This is a genomic window from Collinsella sp. MSK.8.10, assembly GCF_019041915.1.
In the GTDB taxonomy this organism is placed as follows: domain Bacteria; phylum Actinomycetota; class Coriobacteriia; order Coriobacteriales; family Coriobacteriaceae; genus Collinsella.
Map to the genome: position 1 here is coordinate 309,907 of NZ_JAHPYF010000001.1, position 18,278 is coordinate 328,184.

General features: G+C 60.5%; 15 protein-coding genes. 4 read left to right on the top strand and 11 right to left on the bottom strand.

All coding sequences use genetic code 11. From position 1 onward, the window contains the following. Positions 1–32: 32 nt before the first annotated feature. The 5 genes from KTF55_RS01260 to aspS form a co-directional block, all read right to left on the bottom strand. Entirely contained in the window at positions 33–2,360 is a 2,328-nt protein-coding gene (locus KTF55_RS01260) for a ferrous iron transporter B (protein ID WP_217107549.1), read from the bottom strand. Positions 2,361–2,482: 122 nt separating this feature from the next. Next, positions 2,483–2,704 carry a FeoA family protein gene (locus KTF55_RS01265; RefSeq protein WP_006234774.1) on the bottom strand — a complete coding sequence of 74 codons (222 nt, stop codon included), beginning with the start codon at positions 2,702–2,704 and terminating at the stop codon, positions 2,483–2,485. Positions 2,705–2,743: 39 nt separating this feature from the next. Further along, positions 2,744–2,986, bottom strand: a complete 243-nt coding sequence (locus KTF55_RS01270) for a FeoA family protein (protein ID WP_040358815.1) — start codon at positions 2,984–2,986, stop codon at positions 2,744–2,746. A 233-nt stretch (positions 2,987–3,219) separates the two neighbouring features. After that, a complete protein-coding gene (locus KTF55_RS01275; protein ID WP_158556992.1) occupies positions 3,220–3,468 on the bottom strand; it encodes an HPr family phosphocarrier protein in 249 nt (82 codons plus the stop codon). A 306-nt stretch (positions 3,469–3,774) separates the two neighbouring features. Continuing rightward, positions 3,775–5,562 carry an aspartate--tRNA ligase gene (gene aspS / locus KTF55_RS01280; RefSeq protein ID WP_117770446.1) on the bottom strand — a complete coding sequence of 596 codons (1,788 nt, stop codon included), beginning with the start codon at positions 5,560–5,562 and terminating at the stop codon, positions 3,775–3,777. Between the two features lie 256 nt (positions 5,563–5,818). On the opposite strand from aspS, the gene serB reads away from it, so the two are divergent. The 4 genes from serB (at position 5,819) to KTF55_RS01300 (ending at position 8,815) form a co-directional block, all read left to right on the top strand. After that, positions 5,819–6,454 (top strand): phosphoserine phosphatase SerB, encoded by a 636-nt coding sequence (gene serB / locus KTF55_RS01285; protein WP_055285969.1) that lies wholly within the window; start codon positions 5,819–5,821, stop codon positions 6,452–6,454. 114 nt (positions 6,455–6,568) lie between these two features. Continuing rightward, positions 6,569–7,351 carry a nickel pincer cofactor biosynthesis protein LarB gene (gene larB, locus KTF55_RS01290; protein ID WP_217107548.1) on the top strand — a complete coding sequence of 261 codons (783 nt, stop codon included), beginning with the start codon at positions 6,569–6,571 and terminating at the stop codon, positions 7,349–7,351. 10 nt (positions 7,352–7,361) lie between these two features. Further along, entirely contained in the window at positions 7,362–8,273 is a 912-nt protein-coding gene (locus KTF55_RS01295; protein WP_217107547.1) for a LarC family nickel insertion protein, read from the top strand. 2 nt (positions 8,274–8,275) lie between these two features. Continuing rightward, positions 8,276–8,815 carry a TetR/AcrR family transcriptional regulator gene (locus tag KTF55_RS01300; RefSeq protein ID WP_138339710.1) on the top strand — a complete coding sequence of 180 codons (540 nt, stop codon included), beginning with the start codon at positions 8,276–8,278 and terminating at the stop codon, positions 8,813–8,815. A 289-nt stretch (positions 8,816–9,104) separates the two neighbouring features. Here the strand turns inward: KTF55_RS01300 and larD are convergent, their stop codons facing one another. The 6 genes from larD to KTF55_RS01330 form a co-directional block, all read right to left on the bottom strand. Next, positions 9,105–9,836, bottom strand: coding sequence for a D/L-lactic acid transporter LarD (gene larD / locus KTF55_RS01305; RefSeq protein ID WP_089572653.1), 732 nt, complete (start codon positions 9,834–9,836; stop codon positions 9,105–9,107). Positions 9,837–9,885: 49 nt separating this feature from the next. Beyond that, positions 9,886–11,163, bottom strand: coding sequence for a nickel-dependent lactate racemase (gene larA, locus KTF55_RS01310; RefSeq protein WP_196031491.1), 1,278 nt, complete (start codon positions 11,161–11,163; stop codon positions 9,886–9,888). 880 nt (positions 11,164–12,043) lie between these two features. Beyond that, a complete protein-coding gene (locus tag KTF55_RS01315; protein WP_217107545.1) occupies positions 12,044–14,869 on the bottom strand; it encodes a phosphoenolpyruvate carboxylase in 2,826 nt (941 codons plus the stop codon). A 245-nt stretch (positions 14,870–15,114) separates the two neighbouring features. After that, a complete protein-coding gene (hisS, locus tag KTF55_RS01320) occupies positions 15,115–16,428 on the bottom strand; it encodes a histidine--tRNA ligase (RefSeq protein WP_217107544.1) in 1,314 nt (437 codons plus the stop codon). 304 nt (positions 16,429–16,732) lie between these two features. Beyond that, a complete protein-coding gene (locus KTF55_RS01325; RefSeq protein WP_217107543.1) occupies positions 16,733–16,912 on the bottom strand; it encodes a hypothetical protein in 180 nt (59 codons plus the stop codon). Between the two features lie 20 nt (positions 16,913–16,932). Beyond that, positions 16,933–18,228: a M20 family metallopeptidase gene (locus KTF55_RS01330; protein ID WP_217107542.1), complete on the bottom strand. Its 1,296-nt coding sequence runs from the start codon at positions 18,226–18,228 to the stop codon at positions 16,933–16,935. Positions 18,229–18,278 lie beyond the last annotated feature (50 nt).

Consider the following 18,278-nt stretch of genomic DNA (forward strand, 5'->3'; position numbering starts at 1 on the left):
GCTCGTGGAAAGGGGTTAATCCTTATTCGGACTTAAGCGGAAACTGCGGCGGAAGCAGTGTTGGTCTCGTCCTCGTCGGTCCATGCATGCTTGGGCATGGGACGGAAGATCTGGAAGAGCATCGCAACCAGCAGCACGATGGCCACAATCGTCCAGATACCAAACTGTCCAAGAACAAGCAAGTTGTAGAACTGGTTGATGAACAGGCCGATCACCCAAGCGAAGGCGCACTCGTAACCGATGGCGATCGCAGTCCACTTGCCGGAATCCATCTGGTTGCGGATGGTGCCAATGGCGGCAAAGCACGGAGCGCACAGCAGGTTGAAGGCGCCGAAGGCAACGCAAGCGCCCATGGTGGGGAACATGCCGGCAAACGCGGTCCACAGGCTCGGGTCGGTCTCGCCCGCGTCGGCGACGGACAGCAGCGAGCCGGCGGTGGCGACGACGTTCTCCTTGGCGACGAGACCCGAGACGGTCAGCGCGGTGGCCTGCCAGGTGCTAAAGCCGAGCGGGGCGAAGATCCAAGCGACCAGGTTGCCGAGCATGGCAAGCACGGAGTAGTCCATGAACTCCTCGGGGATGCCGTCCATCGCAGGCAGGAAACCAAAAGAACCGTTGTAGCTACCAAAGTTGGAGAGGAACCAAACCACGACGGTGGACGCGAAGATGACCGTGCCGGCCTTCTTGATAAAGGCCCAGCAGCGCTCCCACACGTGCAGCGCCCAAGAGCGGATCGCCGGGAAGTGGTAGGCAGGAAGCTCCATAACGAACGGCGTCGGGCGACCGGCGAAGAGCTTGGTCTTCTTGAGCATGAGGCCCGAGGCGATGACGGCAAAGACGCCCAGGAAGTAGAAGAGCGGGCTGATCCACGCGGCGGTGGTGGAAGAATCGCCGATGATGGAGCCCATGAGCAGGGCGATGATCGGCAGCTTGGCGCCGCAGGGGATGAACGTGGTGGTCATGACCGTCATGCGGCGGTCCTTCTCGTTCTCGATGGTCTTGGTAGCCATGACGCCGGGGACGCCGCAGCCCGAGGACACGAGCATGGGGATAAAGGACTTACCGGACAGGCCAAAGCGGCGGAACACGCGGTCCATGATGAAGGCGACGCGGGCCATGTAACCGCAGTCCTCCAGGAAGGACAGCATGACGAACAGCAGGAACATCTGCGGCACAAAGCCGAAGATGGCGCCCAGGCCGCCGACGATACCGTCACAGACGAGCGAATCGACCAGGCCGCCGTCCTCGGTGCCACCCGCCACAAGGGCGTCGTGCACCACGGTGGTAATACCCGGAACATAGGGGCCGTACTGTGCCGGGTCGACCGAGTCGGCATTGTCGCCCGCAGCCTCGACAGCTGCGTCGTAGGCGTCGCGACCCTGGCCGAGCACATACCAGCCGTCGGTGCCGAAGAGCTGGTCGTTGGTGAAGTCGGTCACCGTGCCGCCCAAGGTAGAAACGGCGATGTAGTACACGCAGAACATGATGACCACAAAGATCGGCAGGCCCAGGATACGATTGGTAACCACGCGGTCGATCTTCTCGGAGGTGCTCATCTTGGCCGGAGCCTTGGTCATGCACTCATCGATGATGTGCGCGATGACGCCATAGCGCTCACCGGTGATGATGGACTCGGCATCGTCGTCGCAGTCCTGCTCGCACTGGGCGACCAGCTGCTCCACGCGAGCAGCCTTCTCCTTAGTGAGGTTGATGAGCTTGCAGGCGTCCGCGTCGCGCTCGAACAGCTTGACGGCGTAATAGCGGCGCTTTTTGGCGGGAACGCTTGCCGGCAGATTGTTCTCGATGTGGTCCAGAACGTCCTCGATGGAGGAATCGAACTTGTGCTCCGGCACCTGGCCCTTAGAAGCAGCGGACTTCTTGACCTGCTCGAAGAGTTCCTTGATGCCCTTGTTCTTAAGAGCCGAGATCATCATGACCGGGCAACCGAGCTTCTTGGAAAGCTTGTCCGTGTCGATCTTATCGCCGTTCTTCTCGACCAGGTCGGCCATGTTGAGGGCAACGACCACGGGCAGGCCGGTCTCGATAACCTGAAGCGCCAGGTACAGGTTACGCTCGAGGTTGGTGGCATCGACGACCTGAACGACAACATCGGGCTCGCCGCTCATGAGGTAATCGCGCGAGCATTGCTCCTCGGGGCTGTAGGGGGAAAGCGAGTAGATGCCAGGGAGGTCCGTGATGGTAACGTTCTTGTCGCTTAGGAGCTTGGCTTCCTTTTTCTCAACCGTGACGCCGGGCCAGTTGCCAACGTAGCCGTTGGCGCCGGTGATCAGGTTGAAAAGCGTGGTCTTGCCGCAGTTGGGGTTACCCGCCAGCGCGACATGGATCTGAGAATCCGCCATTCAATCCTTCTTCCTTGTGTGCCTGCGCTGCTTTCTCCGCGCAGGCTGGATAATGTGCTTCAAAGTGCTGCATTAAGTTAGAAAAACCTAACTTTATCTGCAGAAATATACGTAGCAAGCCCCTACTGGACCTCGACGACGGCCGCCTCCTCCTTGCGGATGGAAAGCTCGTAGCCGCGCACGTTGATCTCGACCGGATCGCCGAGCGGTGCTACCTTTACGACCTTGAACGAAGTGCCCTTGATGAGCCCCAGGTCCATAAGGTGGCGGCGAAGCGCGCCCTCACCGTGAAGCTTGACGATGGTGGAGCTCTCGCCCACCTTAACGTCACCCAACGTCTTCATCCTCTTGTCCCCCTTTCGGTTTTTATCAAATGCTGTGGACTAACCGACGGTCATGATGTGCATGGCAACCTTGGAATCGATGCCAAAGCGTGCGCCGAGCACAGTGACGATGATATTGGCGCCACTCGAGCTCACCACGTGGATTTCGCTGCCCTCGACAAAGCCGAGGTCCTTGAGGTGGTGCTTCATATCCTCATTGCCCTTTACACGAGACACGCGCACGGTTTCGCCCGCTTTTACCATCGAAAGCGGCATTGCCGGCATCTGCGGTCCGCAAGACATGAGTGGCTCCTAACGTCAGTTCGTCCTCAACATCGACGCGGTAAAAGTTAACCACGCCTATGTTCGCTTTAGTAAACTAACACGTGGTTAACTTTTTGGAAAGGGTCCCCATTCAGATTTCGAAAAAGTTTCCTATACGAAACAAAAGGGCGCGGCAAAGACCATCTCTTTGCGGTGCCTTGTCATACCAATTTATGCAACAAGGGGACTGTCCCCTTGTCACATTGTTGAGGTTAGAGCGAGAGGTTTCTGATCGACGTGACGCAGGAGGCCTCATCCACGCCCGAAACGCGGAACACGACGTCTTCGCCACATTCGCCACAGAGTGCCATGAGCCCTATAACGTCGCGACCGTCGGTATGGCGGTCACCGATGCTGACCGACACGTCACTACGATGCTTGGCGATAATGTCATAGAGCAGCGCAACCGGGCGGGCATGCAATCCCAACGGATCTTTAATCGTCTTTGTAAACTCGACCATGTCCCCTCCCACGACATCGTACATTCGGCTGGCAAACCCAGCCATGTGGTAGTTATTGTAGCGTTAGATGCTTGTTGAAGCCCGCCAGAAGGCTCAACCGGAAAGTGCGACCCGTTATTTGGCTGGATTCTGGGACGCAGTTTCCCAAAGGGGCCTGTTTGGGAAACTGCGACCCGTTTTGGACGCAAATTCTGGGACGTAGTTTCCGCGACGCCCAGTCAACCTATACCCTCGCAACCTCGGCGTATAAAAAACGAGGGAAGGCACGCGTCCTTCCCTCGCAACGGGCAATATGTAGTCGCTCGCCTACATCAGGCGCAGGCTGACGTCCTTGAGCTGGGCGCCGGAAACGGCACTCGGGGCGCCCGACATGAGGTCGGAGCCGCTGGCCGTCTTGGGGAACGCCATGACGTCGCGGATGGAGTCGGAGCCGGTGAGCAGCATGCACACGCGGTCCAGGCCCAGAGCGAAACCGCCCATCGGGGGCGCACCAAACTTGAGCGCCTCCATGAGGAAGCCGAACTGCGACTCGGCACGCTCCTCGGTAAAGCCCAGAAGCTTGAGCATGGACATCTGCATCTCGGCGTTGTGGATACGCATACCGCCGCCGCCAGCCTCAAAGCCGTCCATGACAAAGTCGTAGGTGCAAGAACCAGCCGCCAGCGGATCGGCCTCGATCTTGGCGATGTCGGTCTCGGTCGGCAGGGTAAAGGGCTGGTGCTCGGCAGCATAGGCCTTGCGATCCTCGTCCCAATGGAACAGCGGGAAGTTGACGACCCACAGGAAGTCGTGGCCCTCGCGCTTGATCTCGAGCGCGTTGGCCATGTGGGAACGCATGCCGCCCAGGATCTCGTCAGAGAGCAGGCGCGGGCCGGCGGCGAACATCACAAGGTCGCCGGGCTCGACGTCCATGCGCTCGCGCAGAGCCGCCATCTCCTCGTCCGAGAAGAACTTGACGATGGGGCTGTTGATGGAGCCGTCCTCGCGGAAAGCGATCCACGCCAGACCCTTGGCGCCAAACGTGGAGGCCACGCCGGCAAGCTTATCGATCTTGGCACGTGCCCAGGCACCGGCGCCCTTGGCGTTGATGGCCTTGACGACAGAGCCCTCCTCGTTTGCGGCAGTCGCAAAGACCTTGAACTTGGAGTTGGCGAAGATGTCGGTCAGGTCGACCAGGTGCATGCCATAGCGGGTATCGGGCTTGTCGGAGCCATAGGTGTCCATGGCCTCCCAGTAGTCCATACGACGCAGCGGCGTAGGCATCTCGACGCCCATGCGGCCGAAGGCGTCGGCCAGGACCTCCTCGAGCGCGCTCATGACGTCGTTCTGGTCCACGAAGGACATCTCGATATCGACCTGGGTGAACTCGGGCTGACGGTCGGCACGCAGGTCCTCGTCGCGGAAGCACTTGGCAACCTGGTAGTAGCGCTCGACGCCACCGACCATGAGCAGCTGCTTCAGGAGCTGCGGGGACTGCGGCAGGGCGTAGAAGTTACCCGGCTGAATACGGCTGGGAACGATGAAGTCGCGAGCGCCCTCGGGCGTGGACTTGAACAGGGAGGGCGTCTCGACCTCCATGAACTCACGGTTGTGCAGCGCCTCCCGAATGGCAAAGGTAAAGTCGGAGCGCAGCTTGAGGTTGGCCATCATCTCGGGACGACGGAGGTCCAGATAGCGATAGCGCAGGCGGGTGTCCTCGCTCGTCTCGATGCCGTCCTCGATCTGGAACGGCGGGGTGACGGACGTGTTGAGCACCTCGGCGTGGTCGGTCAGGACCTCGATCTCGCCGGTCGCGAGCTTGGTGTTGGTGGTCTCCTCACCACGAGCGCGCACGACGCCGTGGATCTTGATGGGCCACTCGGGACGCATGGTCTCGGCGATCTTAAAGGCATCGCCGTCGGAGTGCTCGGGGTCGAAGGTGAGCTGCGTGATGCCCTCGCGGTCACGAAGGTCGCAGAAGATAAGGCCGCCGTGGTCGCGGCGACGACTCACCCAACCGGTGAGGGTGACCTCTTCGCCCACGTTCTCGAAGCGAAGCTCGCCGCAGGTACGGGTGTGCATGGAATGCTCATCGATGGGACGGGTCTGGCTCATACCAGTGATCCTCCTTTATGGATCTGTGCCGCCCCGTGTCGTTCCGGGCGGCGTCGTACAGATTTGCCCAGCCTGCGTAAACCGCGCAGCCAGACATGGCGTTCTATCTTATCGCACCTGTGTCGATGTGCCGCGGAAAAGTGGCTCCTGCCCAAAGACTTGACGGAGACGAAACAATTGATGCGTCGCGGCACCCGTCTGCACGCGTCACGTGCGACAATATGCCCCAATAAAACAGCACTTGGAAAGGCCCGTCATGACTGCACGGCTCATTGTTATGGATATCGACTCCACGCTCATCAACCAGGAGGTCATCGACCTGTTGGGCGAGGAGGCCGGCGTAGGCGAGCAAGTGGCGAAGATCACTGAGCGCGCCATGCGCGGCGAACTGGACTTTAAGCAGGCGCTCGAGGAGCGCGTGGGGCTGCTTGCCGGCTTGGACGAGAGTGTGTTCGAGCGTACCTTTGAGCGCGTGACGTTTACTCCTGGCGCGCTGGAGCTTGTGCGCTCAGCGCACAGCAAGGGCTGGAAGGTCGGCGTGGTAAGCGGCGGCTTCCATGAGGTGGCCGACAAGATCGTGGCCGCCGCGGGCATCGATTTTTGCCTGGCTAACCGCCTAGAGGTCGTGGACGGCAAGCTCACCGGTAAGCTGGCGGCAGACATCGTGACCAAGGAATCCAAGCTCATCCAGCTGCTGGATTGGGCGGTTGAGTGCGGTGTCGACATGGCCCACACCGTCGCGATCGGTGACGGCGCCAACGACATCCCCATGATTCAGGCCGCGGGCACGGGCATCGCGTTTTGCGCCAAGCCCAAAACGCGCGAAGCCGCCCCGTTTGCCATCGATGAGCGCAACCTGATGCTCGCCATGGACATCATCCTGCGCGACTAGTCGATCCTTCTAACAAGAGAATCAGTCTGTCCTATAGTTTCCGAACAATTTTGTCTTAGTGTTCGGAAACATACCCTTTGAGTGCTAGACTTTGCGCCGTCGAAGGGAACATATATGGATAAGCGAGATCTTGAGCAATTGCTGAGCGATGTTGCCGGCGGAGTAGTCACCCCGGCAGTCGCCCTCACGCGCCTCCAGACGGCGCCAACCGCCGATCTGGGTTTTGCGCAGCTCGATCTTTCGCGCGGGGTGCGCCAGGGAGCCGGCGAGGTTGTCTACGGCGCCGGTAAAACCGCCGAGCAAATTGCCGCCATTATCGAAGCGCTGCGCGATGCCGGTCAGGAGCGCATCCTGGTCACGCGCCTGGACAGCGAAAAAGCAGCCCGTACCTCGGAGCTTCTCGGCAACGACATCGACCTGGGATATGCCCCGAACGCCCAGCTCGCCCTGGTGGGTGGCAAGCCCTCCCCCACCGGTAACGGACGCGTTGTCGTCGCCTGCGCCGGCACGAGCGACCTGCCCGTCGCCGAAGAGGCGGCACTGACGGCCGAGTTCTACGGCAACGAGGTCGACCGCCTCTACGACGTGGGTGTCGCCGGCCTGCACCGCCTGCTCGCTCACGCCGAGGAACTTGCCCAGGCGCAGGTGGTCATCGCCATCGCCGGCATGGAAGGCGCCCTGGCGAGCGTTATCGGCGGTCTGGTGAGCTGTCCGGTCATTGCCGTTCCCACCAGCGTGGGCTACGGCGCGAGCTTTGGTGGCGTAGCCGCGCTGCTCGCCATGCTCAACTCCTGTGCCAGTGGCGTTTCGGTCGTCAATATCGACAACGGCTTTGGTGCCGCCTACCAGGCAAGTCTTATCAATCATCTGAGCGCCGGTACATCCCGCGCCCGTTAAGGAGCATTCCATGTCCAACCATCAGCATACGCTTATCATCGACGGCACCTCGGGCATCAGCGGCGATATGACCGTCGCGGCCCTGCTCGACCTGGGCGCCAGCGAGGAGCACCTGCGCGAACAGCTCGCCACGCTGCCGGTCGACGGCTTTTCGATCTCCGTGACGCGCGTAAACAAGCATGGCATCGACGCCTGCGATTTCGACGTTCAGCTGGCAGAAGAGCTCGAGAACCACGACCACGACATGGCATGGCTCTACGGCAACGAAGCAGCTGCCGAGCACACGCACGAGCACGAGCACCACCATCATGACCATGACGAGCATGAGCACTGCCATGAGCATGATCATGAGACCCACGGCCATGGCCACGAGGGTCACCATCACGCCCACCACCATCACCACCGTTCTTTGGCGGACGTCACCGCTATCATCGACGGCTCGCAGCTAAGCGATGGCACCAAGCGTCGTGCGCTCGCCATCTTTACCGCGCTCGCCGCCGCCGAGGCAAAGGCCCACGGCAAAACGCCCGAGACCGTCATGTTCCACGAGGTAGGCGCCGTCGATTCCATCGTCGACGTCTGCTCTGTCGCCATCTGCCTCGATGACCTGGGCATCGAGGATATTGTCGTCGAGTCGCTCTCCGAGGGCCACGGCACCATCCACTGTGCCCACGGCCTCATGCCCATTCCCGTCCCCGCTGTCGTCAACCTGTGCCAGGCGGGCAATATCGCCCTCACGCCTGCACCGGTCGCCGGCGAGCTCGTGACGCCCACGGGCGCCGCCATCGTCACCGCGCTGCGTACGTCCGACCAACTGCCCTCACGCTACCGCATCGAAGCCGTCGGCTACGGCGCTGGCAAGCGCCCCTACGAGGGTTGCTCCGGTACGCTCCGCTGCCTGCTCGTTCACGCGGACGCATAGCCATGGATGCCCGCAAGGCAAAAAGCCGCGCTGCCATCGTTTCGGCGTTCTCCGAGCTGCTGCGCGAAGAGGACTACGGCAAGATCACCGTCGGCGACATCATCGCGCGCGCCCACGTAGGCCGCGCGACATTCTACGGCCTCTTTAAGAGCAAAGACGACCTACTGTCCGAGCTCGTGAGCGACATCTGCACCCACGCCCTCGACGACGATGGTACGCCGCTCGACGACCCACTCGTGCAAGTCGAGCATATCCTCAACAACCTCTGGGAACGCCGTCAGGGCGTTCGAGCCCTCGTAGCCGGCGCCGGCTCACGCGTCTTCGCCGACTGCCTCCGCAAGACCATCATGTCGCGCGCAGCCGAAACCGTCCCCGTCGACCCCGCAGGCCCCGCCGCCACCATGGACCGCAGCTTCTTACTACACCACATAGCCTCAAGCTTCGTAGGAATGGTCCAATGGTGGGCCTGGCACAACTTCCAAGCAGCCAAAGCCGACGTAGCCAAAGACTACCTCTCAGCCATAAAACCCCTCTTCAACTAAACGCCCCATCCCATCCCAAGGCGTCGCCCCTTCCCAAAGTACCGCTTGCATTTCAAAGCACCCAACAGCCAAGCGCCCACCACATCCAAATTCAGATATATATGTTGGGTTGCTTGTTCGAACACAGCCAAGAATGCCCAGGGCTCGGTAGGGGTTAACTTTCCAACGCACTCCGCAGGACGCAAAAAGGCTCGCCGCACGAAGTGCGCAGCGAGCCTTTTTGCATGTCCGAGGACGCGTTGGAAAGTTAACCCCTACCGAGCCCGGACCTTATAGAGCCGTCCTTTGACTAGAACATGCCCAAGAAACCATGCACAAACAGCGCGGCCACAATAGCACCGACAAACGGAGCGATGCCAGGAACAAGCAGGCCGTACTTCCAGTTGTTGTCAGCCTTGTTCTTGATCGGCAGCACCTGATAGGCCATGCGAGGACCAAGGTCACGAGCCTGGTTCATGGCGAAGCCGGTGATGCCGCCCATGCCCATGCCAACGGCCCAAACGATCAGGCCAACGCAGATGGCGAGCATCAGAACGTTCTCGCCAGCGCGGCTAGCAGCGGCAAGGATGGCGCTGATGAACACGAAGGTGCAGATGGCCTCGCAGAAGAAGTTGCGGGCATAGTTCGTGCCCTCGGTGGTGGGGTTGGTCGAGAAGATGTTGCGCTGGGCAATGGGGTCGACGACGCCCTCGGAAGCCTTGAACTCATCGGCATACATAAGCCAAGCGATTACGGCGCCCACAAAGCCGCCGAGCATATCGGCAATCATGAAGGGGATGCAGCTGCTCCACGGCACCAGACCGACGATGCACTGGGCAAGCACCATAGCCGGGTTCATGCACACGGCGCCGCCAAAGACAAACAGGCAGACCGAGATGCCAAAAGACCAGGTGGTGATGGCAAACATGTGGCCGGAGCCCTGATACTTGGTGCCCTTGAGCACGGTATCGCAGTGCACGCCCACGCCAAAGATGATCATGAGGGCCGTTGCGCCGAATTCGCAGAGGAGTTTGGTAAGCATAAAACCTTATCTTTCTTGTCGGTTATAAACGATTCGTTTAGGCCGCGTACTAGTGCTGCGCGACGACAACGCCCAGGCCATCGGGAATGACGGCCACCTTGGCATCGACACCCTTCATCTCAAAGGCGAGCTTGAGCGCCTCATCGAGAGTGTTGACCGGCGTCATGTGCATATCCTTGATCATCTGGTGATCGCACAGGTCGGTGACCATGATCACAGGGTGATGCGCCAGGATGCGGGCAAAGATCTGGCTCGTCCACTGGTCGGGCAGGGTCTCGTCCTTAGGACGGTCGATGCAGGCGCGCTCAAACTCCGCCGGATCGTTGTCGGCGATGTTGTGATAGAAGCCCTCGCCACCGTGGCCGTCGGCACAACCGGCGACGTCGATGATCACGCCGCCCTCGGGAAGCGTAGCCTCGGCAGAGCACATGCCCTTCACGGCCTGATAGATGTTCTGGTCGAGCGGGTAGCCGCCGTTGGTGGTGATGGCAATCTCGCACTCGACGGGCTCAACGCCGGCAAGGCTCTTCACGAACTCGCAGCCAGCCTCGTGCGCCTTGTGGATGTCGCCGGCAAAGGAGCCGATGACCTCGTGCTTGCCGTTGAGCACCACGTTAAGCACAAAGGCAAGGTGAGCCATCTCGGCAGCGGCAAACATGTCCTCGCTCACGTGGTTGTGGCACAGGTTGCCGGCACGCGAGTGGGAATCATTCACAAACTGACCGTTGTGGTTGTACATGATGGTCTTGTAGCTGGCGATGCCAGGCAGGACGGACTTGCGGCTACCAGAGAAACCGGCAAAGAAGTGCGGCTCAATAAAGCCCTCGGCAAGCAGCAGATCGCAATCGGCGGCAATCTTGTTGATGATGCACTCGCCACCGGAAGGCAGGGTGCCGATCTTTTTCATCATGCTGTCGTCAGTCGCGACGTGCATAACGATTTCCTCGTTGGCAACGATCTCCTCGCCGTACTTGTTGACGAGCTCCTCGTGCGTCGAAGGACGATGCATACCCGTAGCAACCAGAATGCGAACGCGCGCCTCAGGCGCAGCGGAGTGGATGTGATGCAGCAGAATAGGCATCGTCACACGCGAGGGAACGGGGCGCGTATGATCGGAGCTAATGATGACAATATCCTTCTTGCCAGCACAAAGCTCCTCGAGCGAAGGCGAGCCATAAGGGTTGGCAAGTGACTCCTCTACCAGCTCTTCCTGTGATTTCGTGGTCTTAAACTCGTTTTGATGACCTTCCATCACACCCGCGAAGTTCTTATCCTCGAGCTCCAGATGCAACGTCTTGTGGTCAAACGGCAGTTCACATTCAAACAATGACGAGCGCCCTCTTCCTTTCAACTGACACACTAGATAAACCGTTGGAAGGATACGCCGCTCACCGAAAAACACCACCGTCCACCGACTCATTAACACAACGTTCATATTTGACCCACAATAAAACGGCCGCGACCCCAAAGGGGACCGCGGCCGCCTGTCAAAGACACTATAGACAGGATGATTTACGCAGCGCCGAGGCAAACATCTAGCCCGAGACGTATGCACGTAAGCCATTTTGCATAAATGCGTTAATTAATTGCATAAAACGGCGCATGGATTTCTAGCCGTAACAGGGTGGTACCCTCCGGAGCGTGCATTTTTGCGAGTATTCAGCATCGCGGGATAAGATTTTGGCGTCAAAAGTCTTTCAAAAGGTAGATAGTCCTCATGACTCGTCCCATCTGGATAGCATGCGGCGAGAAACCAGCCATATATGAACATCGCCAAAGCCCAATCGTCGTGCAAAAGCATCAACAGGGGCCGCGAACGTCACCCACAGCCTTATGCACCAATCTTTGGCTGCTGAAAACTCCGTTTTTTGCACGTCGCCCCAAGCACCACCCTCACCCAGCGGCTGATCCGCCGAAGAGCAGACATCGCAGGGTCCGCCATTAGTTTACTTTTAGGCACACTCCGCAGGACGCAAGAAGCCCTCGCCACACTCCACATTAAGCGCGAAGCGCGCCATTCTTCTCCTCAGCTTTAATCCCCGAAGACCGAGGACGAAGGGACCCGACGGGTTTCCCTCTGAATGCATTCCGCAGCACGAAGCCCCCTTATCCGCAGCTCCAGAGGAGCAGGATAAGGGGGCTTCAAGTGCGAGGACGCATTCAGAGGGAAACCCATCGGGTCCCGGTGAGAGCCACAGGGCTATCGATTACCCCGTGTTCTGCAATCCTGCCGAGACGCCGGTCACAGTCGAAAGAATCAGGCTCATGTACTCGGCCTTCTTCTCCTCGGTCATCTCGTCCTGGTTCATACGCACCTCGCGAAGGGCGCGGACCTGGGCGATGGACAGAGCATCGACATAGGGGTTGCGCACGCGAACGGCACAGCCAAGCACACGGCGGCGCTGCAGCGGCCACTCGTCACCGACGATGGCAAGGACCCACTTACGAGTGAGCTGCATCTCGGTGAAGACCTTCTCGGATAGATCCTGGCGATCGCCCAGGTGCAGATACATCTTGGCGATGCGCTGGTCAGTCTTGGCGATCGACATCTCGATGTTGTCGATAAAGGTGCGGAAGAACGGCCACTCCTGGTAGGCAGCCTTAAGCTGGTCCAGATCGCCAAACTGCTCGCAGGCGGTGCCCAGGCCGTACCAAGCGGCCAGGTTAATGCGTGCCTGGCTCCAGCTGAAGATCCACGGAATGGTACGCAGGTCGTCGAGCGACTTGGCACCCAGGCCGCGCTTGGCGGGACGCGAGCCGATCGGCAGCAGACCGACCTCGGTCAGCGGCGTCACGGTCGAGAACCACGGTGTAAAGTCCTCGGTGTTCAGCAGGTCCAGATAACGCTCGTGGCTTGCGGTGTTGAGCTTCTCGGCCATATCCCAGAACTTCTGCGTGGTCTCGGTGTTGGTCTTCTCGACACTCGGGGCCGACTGCAAAAGCGTTGCGGCAGCAACGGACTCAACATGGCGCTGAGCCAGCGTGCGGTTGCCGTAACGGGCAAAGATGACCTCGCCCTGCTCGGTGAGCTTAAAGAAGCAGTTGACCGAACCCTTGGGCTGCGCCAGCACGGCCTTATTGGCCGGGCCGCCACCACGGCCCACGGCACCGCCGCGACCGTGCATGAGCACCAGGTCGATATCGTTCTTCTCGGCCCACTTGGCGATGCGCTCCTGCGCGGAGTGCAGCGCGAGCATGGCCGTGGTAGGACCGGCGTCCTTGGAGGAGTCGGAATAGCCCAGCATGACCTCCATGCGGCGGTTGGTCTGGGCAAGGCGCTTTTGCACCACGGGCAGCGTAAGCATCTGGTCGAGCACGTCGACGCAGCCCTCGAGGTCCTCGAGCTGCTCGAACAGCGGGATCACGTCGAGCTCGGGGACATCCTCCTCGTGTGCAAAGGACAGGTGGGCAAGCTCAAAGACGTCGGCCACATGCTGGGCGCTCTTGGTGAACGAGATGATGTAGCGGTGCGCCATCTTCTTGCCGTAGCGCTTTTGGATGGAGCCGATAGCGCGGAAGGTATCGATGACCTCGCGCGTCATGGGCTGCAGGTCGCCATGGATACCGTTCTCGTGGATATCCTTAAGGGCGCGGGCATGCACCACGGAGTGCTGACGGAACTCCATCTCGACCATATGGAAGCCGAAGGACTCGACCTGCCAGATGATGGTTTGGACCGGGCCGTAGGCAGCACGGACGGCACCGCAGGCGGCCAGCGAACGCTGGACGACGCGCAGGTCATCCAGGAACTCGTCGGCGCTGTGGTACATGGTGTCGGTGATACGACGGACGGTGGCGTTCAGGCGGTCGGCCATGACGAGCATGACGGCGCGATGCGGCTCGTGCTCGGAGATCAGCTCGGCGCGGGCCGTGTAACGAGGGCTCATCTCGACCTGATGGTTCCACAGGTTAATGAGCTCGGCCGACGGCTTGCTGTAGGTAGCCTCGAGCGTGAGGTTGCGGCCGATGTGGCGGCACTTGTCCTCGAGCTTGAGCACCATGTGCGTAAAGTACTTGGCGGCGACCTCACGGCTCACCTTGGCGGTGACGTTGGGGTTACCGTCGCGGTCGGAACCGATCCAGCTGCCGGGATGGAAGAACGCCGGGCACAGCGGCGGCACAGTACCGGCCTTGTCGCCCAGCACCCAATCGTCAAAACGACGATAGATAACGGGGATAACGTCGAACAGCGTGTTATCGAAGATGTCGATGATGGTATCGGCTTCCTCGACCGGCGTGGGCTTCTTGAGCGCGATGGGACTCGTACGCACCAGGGCGTCGATCTCCTGCAGCATATGGCGCTCGTTCTCCACCAGGTCGGAGCCGCCCAGACGCGGACGCTCCTCCAGCAGGTTGGAGATACGGCGGATCTTGCCCTCGACGGCCTTACGACGGGCCTCGGTGGGATGTGCGGTAAAGACAGGGTGGAACTCGAGCTTGTCGAGCAGCTCGTTGGCACCCTCGACACCCAGCTCATTCACCAGCTGGTGATAGGCAACGGTAAGCTCGTTGGCAGGATCGACCTCGGTATCGGTCGACGCACCGGCCTCGCGCTCGCGCAGCTGCGCCACACGGTAGTTCTCCTCCGACAGGTTTGCCAGATGGAAAAAGCTCGTAAAGGCGCGAACGATGACCTGCTGCTTATCGAGCGGCAGGCTGTCGATCAAATCGACGACCTCACGAAATGCCACGGCAGTGGGCTCGTCGGCGGTGGGCACGCCCTGCTCGTCGACGGCTTCGTCGGCAGCGCAGGTACCGGGGTTGCCGGCATTGACCACAATCTCGGCTGTCAAAATCTTGTCGAACAGGTCCGCGATCTCGGGATCATACTCGCTAAGCACACGGCGCTCCAGGCGCAAGAACAGCGCCAGATTGTCGCGCAGCTCCTCGGGGATCTCGATCTCGGCGAGACGCTCCCTGGACTCGGCATTCGAGCCGATTCGGTTAACGAGGCGGTTGACCACGGCAGCGACGCGCGCCGCGGCTTCGGGTACAGACTGGTTGCTTAGGTTCTCAGCCACGTTTCCTCCCATTCCTCCTTCTATGCACGTAACATGCGGTATTCATTATAGGCGCTTGAGAAATACTTTCGACACTGATTGCGCTTTACCACACAAAAGTATTTTCTGCATTGCAAAGATTTTTGCCCTAAATGGTCGTATTTCTCGGTGGGCGGCATACGTAAACGGGGGCATTCCGCATAAAAGCGAAACACCCCCGTAACAATCGCTCTCCATGAGCAGGGCACGTTAGCAGGCCCGAAGCTCAAAAAGATGCGCTACAGGCGCTCGCGAACCGCCTCGACGACGTTGTCCAGATCGGCGAGCACCTCGTCATGGCTCTGCATGTCGCGCACTTTGACCTTGCCGGCGGCAAGCTCGTCGCCACCCAGGACCAAGATGAGCTTGGCGCCTACCTTATCGGCTTGCTTAAACTGGGCCTTGAGCGAACGACCCTGATAGTCGGCCTCGGTCACGATACCTGCGGCGCGAAGCTCCTGCGTAATGGCAAAGACGTTCTGACGCAGCTCCTTGCCGGCGTTGGCGACATAGACGCACGGGGCCTCATCGGCACCCAAATCGCTGCCAAAGGCCTGCAGGGCCAGCAGGGCGCGCTCAAAACCGACAGCAAAGCCGACGCCCGCCGTGGGCTTGCCACCCTCGAGCTCGACCAGGCCATCGTAGCGGCCGCCGCCGCCGATGGAGCCGACGCCGGCGCCAGGGGCCTCGACCTCAAAGACAGTACGGGTGTAGTAGTCCAGGCCGCGCACCAAGGTGGGATCCTCGACATACTCGATACCGGCGGCATCCAGATAGCGCTTGACCTGCTCGTAGTGCTCGCGGCACTCATCGCACAGGTTGTCACCCATCAGCGGAGCCTCGGCCATGATCTCGCGGCAGTGGTCGTTCTTGCAGTCGAAGGCACGCAGCGGGTTGAGCTCGGCGCGCTCGCGGCACTCATCGCACATCTCGTCGGCGTGATCGAGGATGAACTGCTTAACCTGCTCGCGATAAGCCGGACGGCACTGGGCGTCACCCATCGAGTTGATGAGCAGACGAAGCTTGGAAAGATCGAAGCCCAGGCGCTTGTAGAACTCCATGAGCATGATGATGCACTCGGCATCTGCCGCCGGATCGGGAGCGCCGAGCCACTCGATGCCCACCTGGTGGAACTGGCGCAGGCGGCCCTTCTGGGGACGCTCGCCGCGGAACATGGCCTCGGCGTAGTACGCCTTAAACGGCGTGGAGCCCTGGGGCACCAGATTGTTCTCGACGACGGCGCGCACCACGCCGGCCGTGCCCTCGGGGCGAAGTGCTAGGCGCTGCTTGGGCTTAAGCTTGGTGTCGGTGCCCTCGGTAAAGACGCGCTCCAGGTTGGCGCCGCTAAACACGCGGAACATCTCCTTGCGCACGACGTCGGTCGACTGGCCGATACCGTGGACAAACACGTCAACCTGCTCGATCGCGGGCGTCTCGATGGGCTTAAAGCCAAACGGCTCGAATACGCTGGCCGCAATCTGCTGCATCTTTTGCCAGGCGCGCATCTCGGCGCCGATAAGGTCGCGGGTTCCCTCCGCCTTCTGTGCCTGCATGGGCAAACACCTTTCTTTTGTATCGCGTCATAGGTAGTGGACATTATACGGCACAAAGCAGCAACGCGGCGGCGCGTCTGACCGAACGAGGGTATGGGGACTCGTTCGGCCAGATGCGCCGCCGCTATTTGTGATCCCTTTTCCTCCGTCCCCTTCGGGTCACATGATCTGCTGGGGACGGAGGAAAACGGATCATTTCGTAGGCCCGTGGCCGCCTTGGAAACCGAATGATGGTACGAGCATCCATTCGGCTTCCAGGGCGGCCACAAACAGAACGGGGCAAACAGAAAAGAGCGACGGACGTCTACTCCCCCGCCACGCTTGCACGCAGCTTGGCGGCGATGGGCTCAGACGCCAGCAGAAACACCAACATAGCCACCGAGCACACCAAGCAGACAATCCAGGTGCTCGCAAAAGAGCCCGTGGCATCGGACAGCACACCCGAAACGATGGCGCCCACGGTGCCGCCGACCATCTTAAACAAACGAGTAGCAAGATTGGGTGCTACCGGTGGTCGGCGATGTAGCCCAAAGCGACGGCGGCATAAGCCGCGGCGCCAAGGGGAAGCTCGGCATCGCTAAAACGTGCCTTGGGATGATGCTGAGCAAAATGCTCGTCCGTATCAGTCACGGCAGCGCCCACGGTAAAGTACGCACTCGGGATCTCACTCGAGATAAGCGCAAAGTCCTCGCTCGCCATGGCGTGGAACAGCGGCAGGAAGGCGACCTTGGGCAGCGTCGCACCCACATAGCCAAGCGAAGCCTGGGTCATGTTGTCATCGAGGACGAGCGGGGGAACATCCGAGAGGGTCTCGATGGCCGCCGGCGTGCGATAGGTCGCGGCAACACCTTTGACAACCTCCGCGATGCGGGTCTTGAGGTGCTCCATGAGCTCGACGTCGAAGCCGCGCAGTGTGCCTTCCAGCACGCAGGTATCTGGAATGACGTTGGCCGCTTGGCCACCGGCAAACTTACCCACGGTCAGTGCGACCTCCTTGGCCGCCGGCACTTCGCGAGCGATAAGCTCCTGGAGTGCCAGGTGCACATGCACACCGGCCGTTATGGGGTCGATGCAGATCTCGGGGCTGGAGCCGTGGCCACCCTTGCCCTGCAGCGTGATGCGGAAACCGTACACGCCCGAGAGCGCCGGACTCCCATAGAGCACCAGGCCAAGCGGCGACTGGCTGTTGACATGCATGGCAAAGGCCGCCTGAGGACGCGGGTTCTGCAGCAGGCCATCGGCGATGGCAGCGCGTGCCCCTTCAAAGGTCTCCTCGCCCGGCTGGAACAGCAGTTTGACGGTGGCATTGGCGTCGACGAGCTCGGCCTCGCGGGCCTTGAGCATACGAGCCGCACCAAGCAGCGCCGTCGCGTGCATATCGTGACCGCAAGCGTGCATGCAGCCGTTGGTGGATGCAAAGGGCTCGCCGGATTCCTCGGCAACGGGCAGGGCGTCCATGTCGCCACGAAGCATGATGACCGTACCGGCCTGCTCATTCGTGCAGACGCCATTGCCTTGGGCCGCGGCGGCACCGGCGCCGACAAGGCCCACAACGCAGGAACCATCGACGAGCGTAGCAAATGGGATGTCCATCTCGGTCAGGCGCGCTTGGATATACGTAGAGGTCTGCGGGAGGCTATTACCCAGCTCGGGCATCTGATGTAAATCGTGTCGCCACGCAGCGAGCTCGTCTGCAAAAGCCTGAGCTTCTGCAACAAGACCGTCACCGATAGCGGTCTGCGCCGCCGCGGTGGCCTTGGGCGCTGATTGCGGTTGAAGATCGGACAGTGCTGGTGCCATAGATGCCCTCCAGTAACGTTTTTGCAGCAAGCACTTTGATAGTGTAAAGT

Bases quoted from the DNA above. Each gene is read 5' to 3' on its own strand.
- larB (WP_217107548.1), top strand. From the start codon at position 6,569: ATGGATAAGCGAGATCTTGAGCAATTGCTGAGCGATGTTGCCGGCGGA.
- KTF55_RS01260 (WP_217107549.1), bottom strand. From the start codon at position 2,360: ATGGCGGATTCTCAGATCCATGTCGCGCTGGCGGGTAACCCCAACTGC.
- serB (WP_055285969.1), top strand. From the start codon at position 5,819: ATGACTGCACGGCTCATTGTTATGGATATCGACTCCACGCTCATCAAC.
- KTF55_RS01270 (WP_040358815.1), bottom strand. From the start codon at position 2,986: ATGTCTTGCGGACCGCAGATGCCGGCAATGCCGCTTTCGATGGTAAAA.
- KTF55_RS01315 (WP_217107545.1), bottom strand. From the start codon at position 14,869: ATGGGAGGAAACGTGGCTGAGAACCTAAGCAACCAGTCTGTACCCGAA.
- KTF55_RS01330 (WP_217107542.1), bottom strand. From the start codon at position 18,228: ATGGCACCAGCACTGTCCGATCTTCAACCGCAATCAGCGCCCAAGGCC.
- hisS (WP_217107544.1), bottom strand. From the start codon at position 16,428: ATGCAGGCACAGAAGGCGGAGGGAACCCGCGACCTTATCGGCGCCGAG.
- KTF55_RS01265 (WP_006234774.1), bottom strand. From the start codon at position 2,704: ATGAAGACGTTGGGTGACGTTAAGGTGGGCGAGAGCTCCACCATCGTC.
- KTF55_RS01300 (WP_138339710.1), top strand. From the start codon at position 8,276: ATGGATGCCCGCAAGGCAAAAAGCCGCGCTGCCATCGTTTCGGCGTTC.
- larD (WP_089572653.1), bottom strand. From the start codon at position 9,836: ATGCTTACCAAACTCCTCTGCGAATTCGGCGCAACGGCCCTCATGATC.
- aspS (WP_117770446.1), bottom strand. From the start codon at position 5,562: ATGAGCCAGACCCGTCCCATCGATGAGCATTCCATGCACACCCGTACC.
- KTF55_RS01295 (WP_217107547.1), top strand. From the start codon at position 7,362: ATGTCCAACCATCAGCATACGCTTATCATCGACGGCACCTCGGGCATC.
- KTF55_RS01275 (WP_158556992.1), bottom strand. From the start codon at position 3,468: ATGGTCGAGTTTACAAAGACGATTAAAGATCCGTTGGGATTGCATGCC.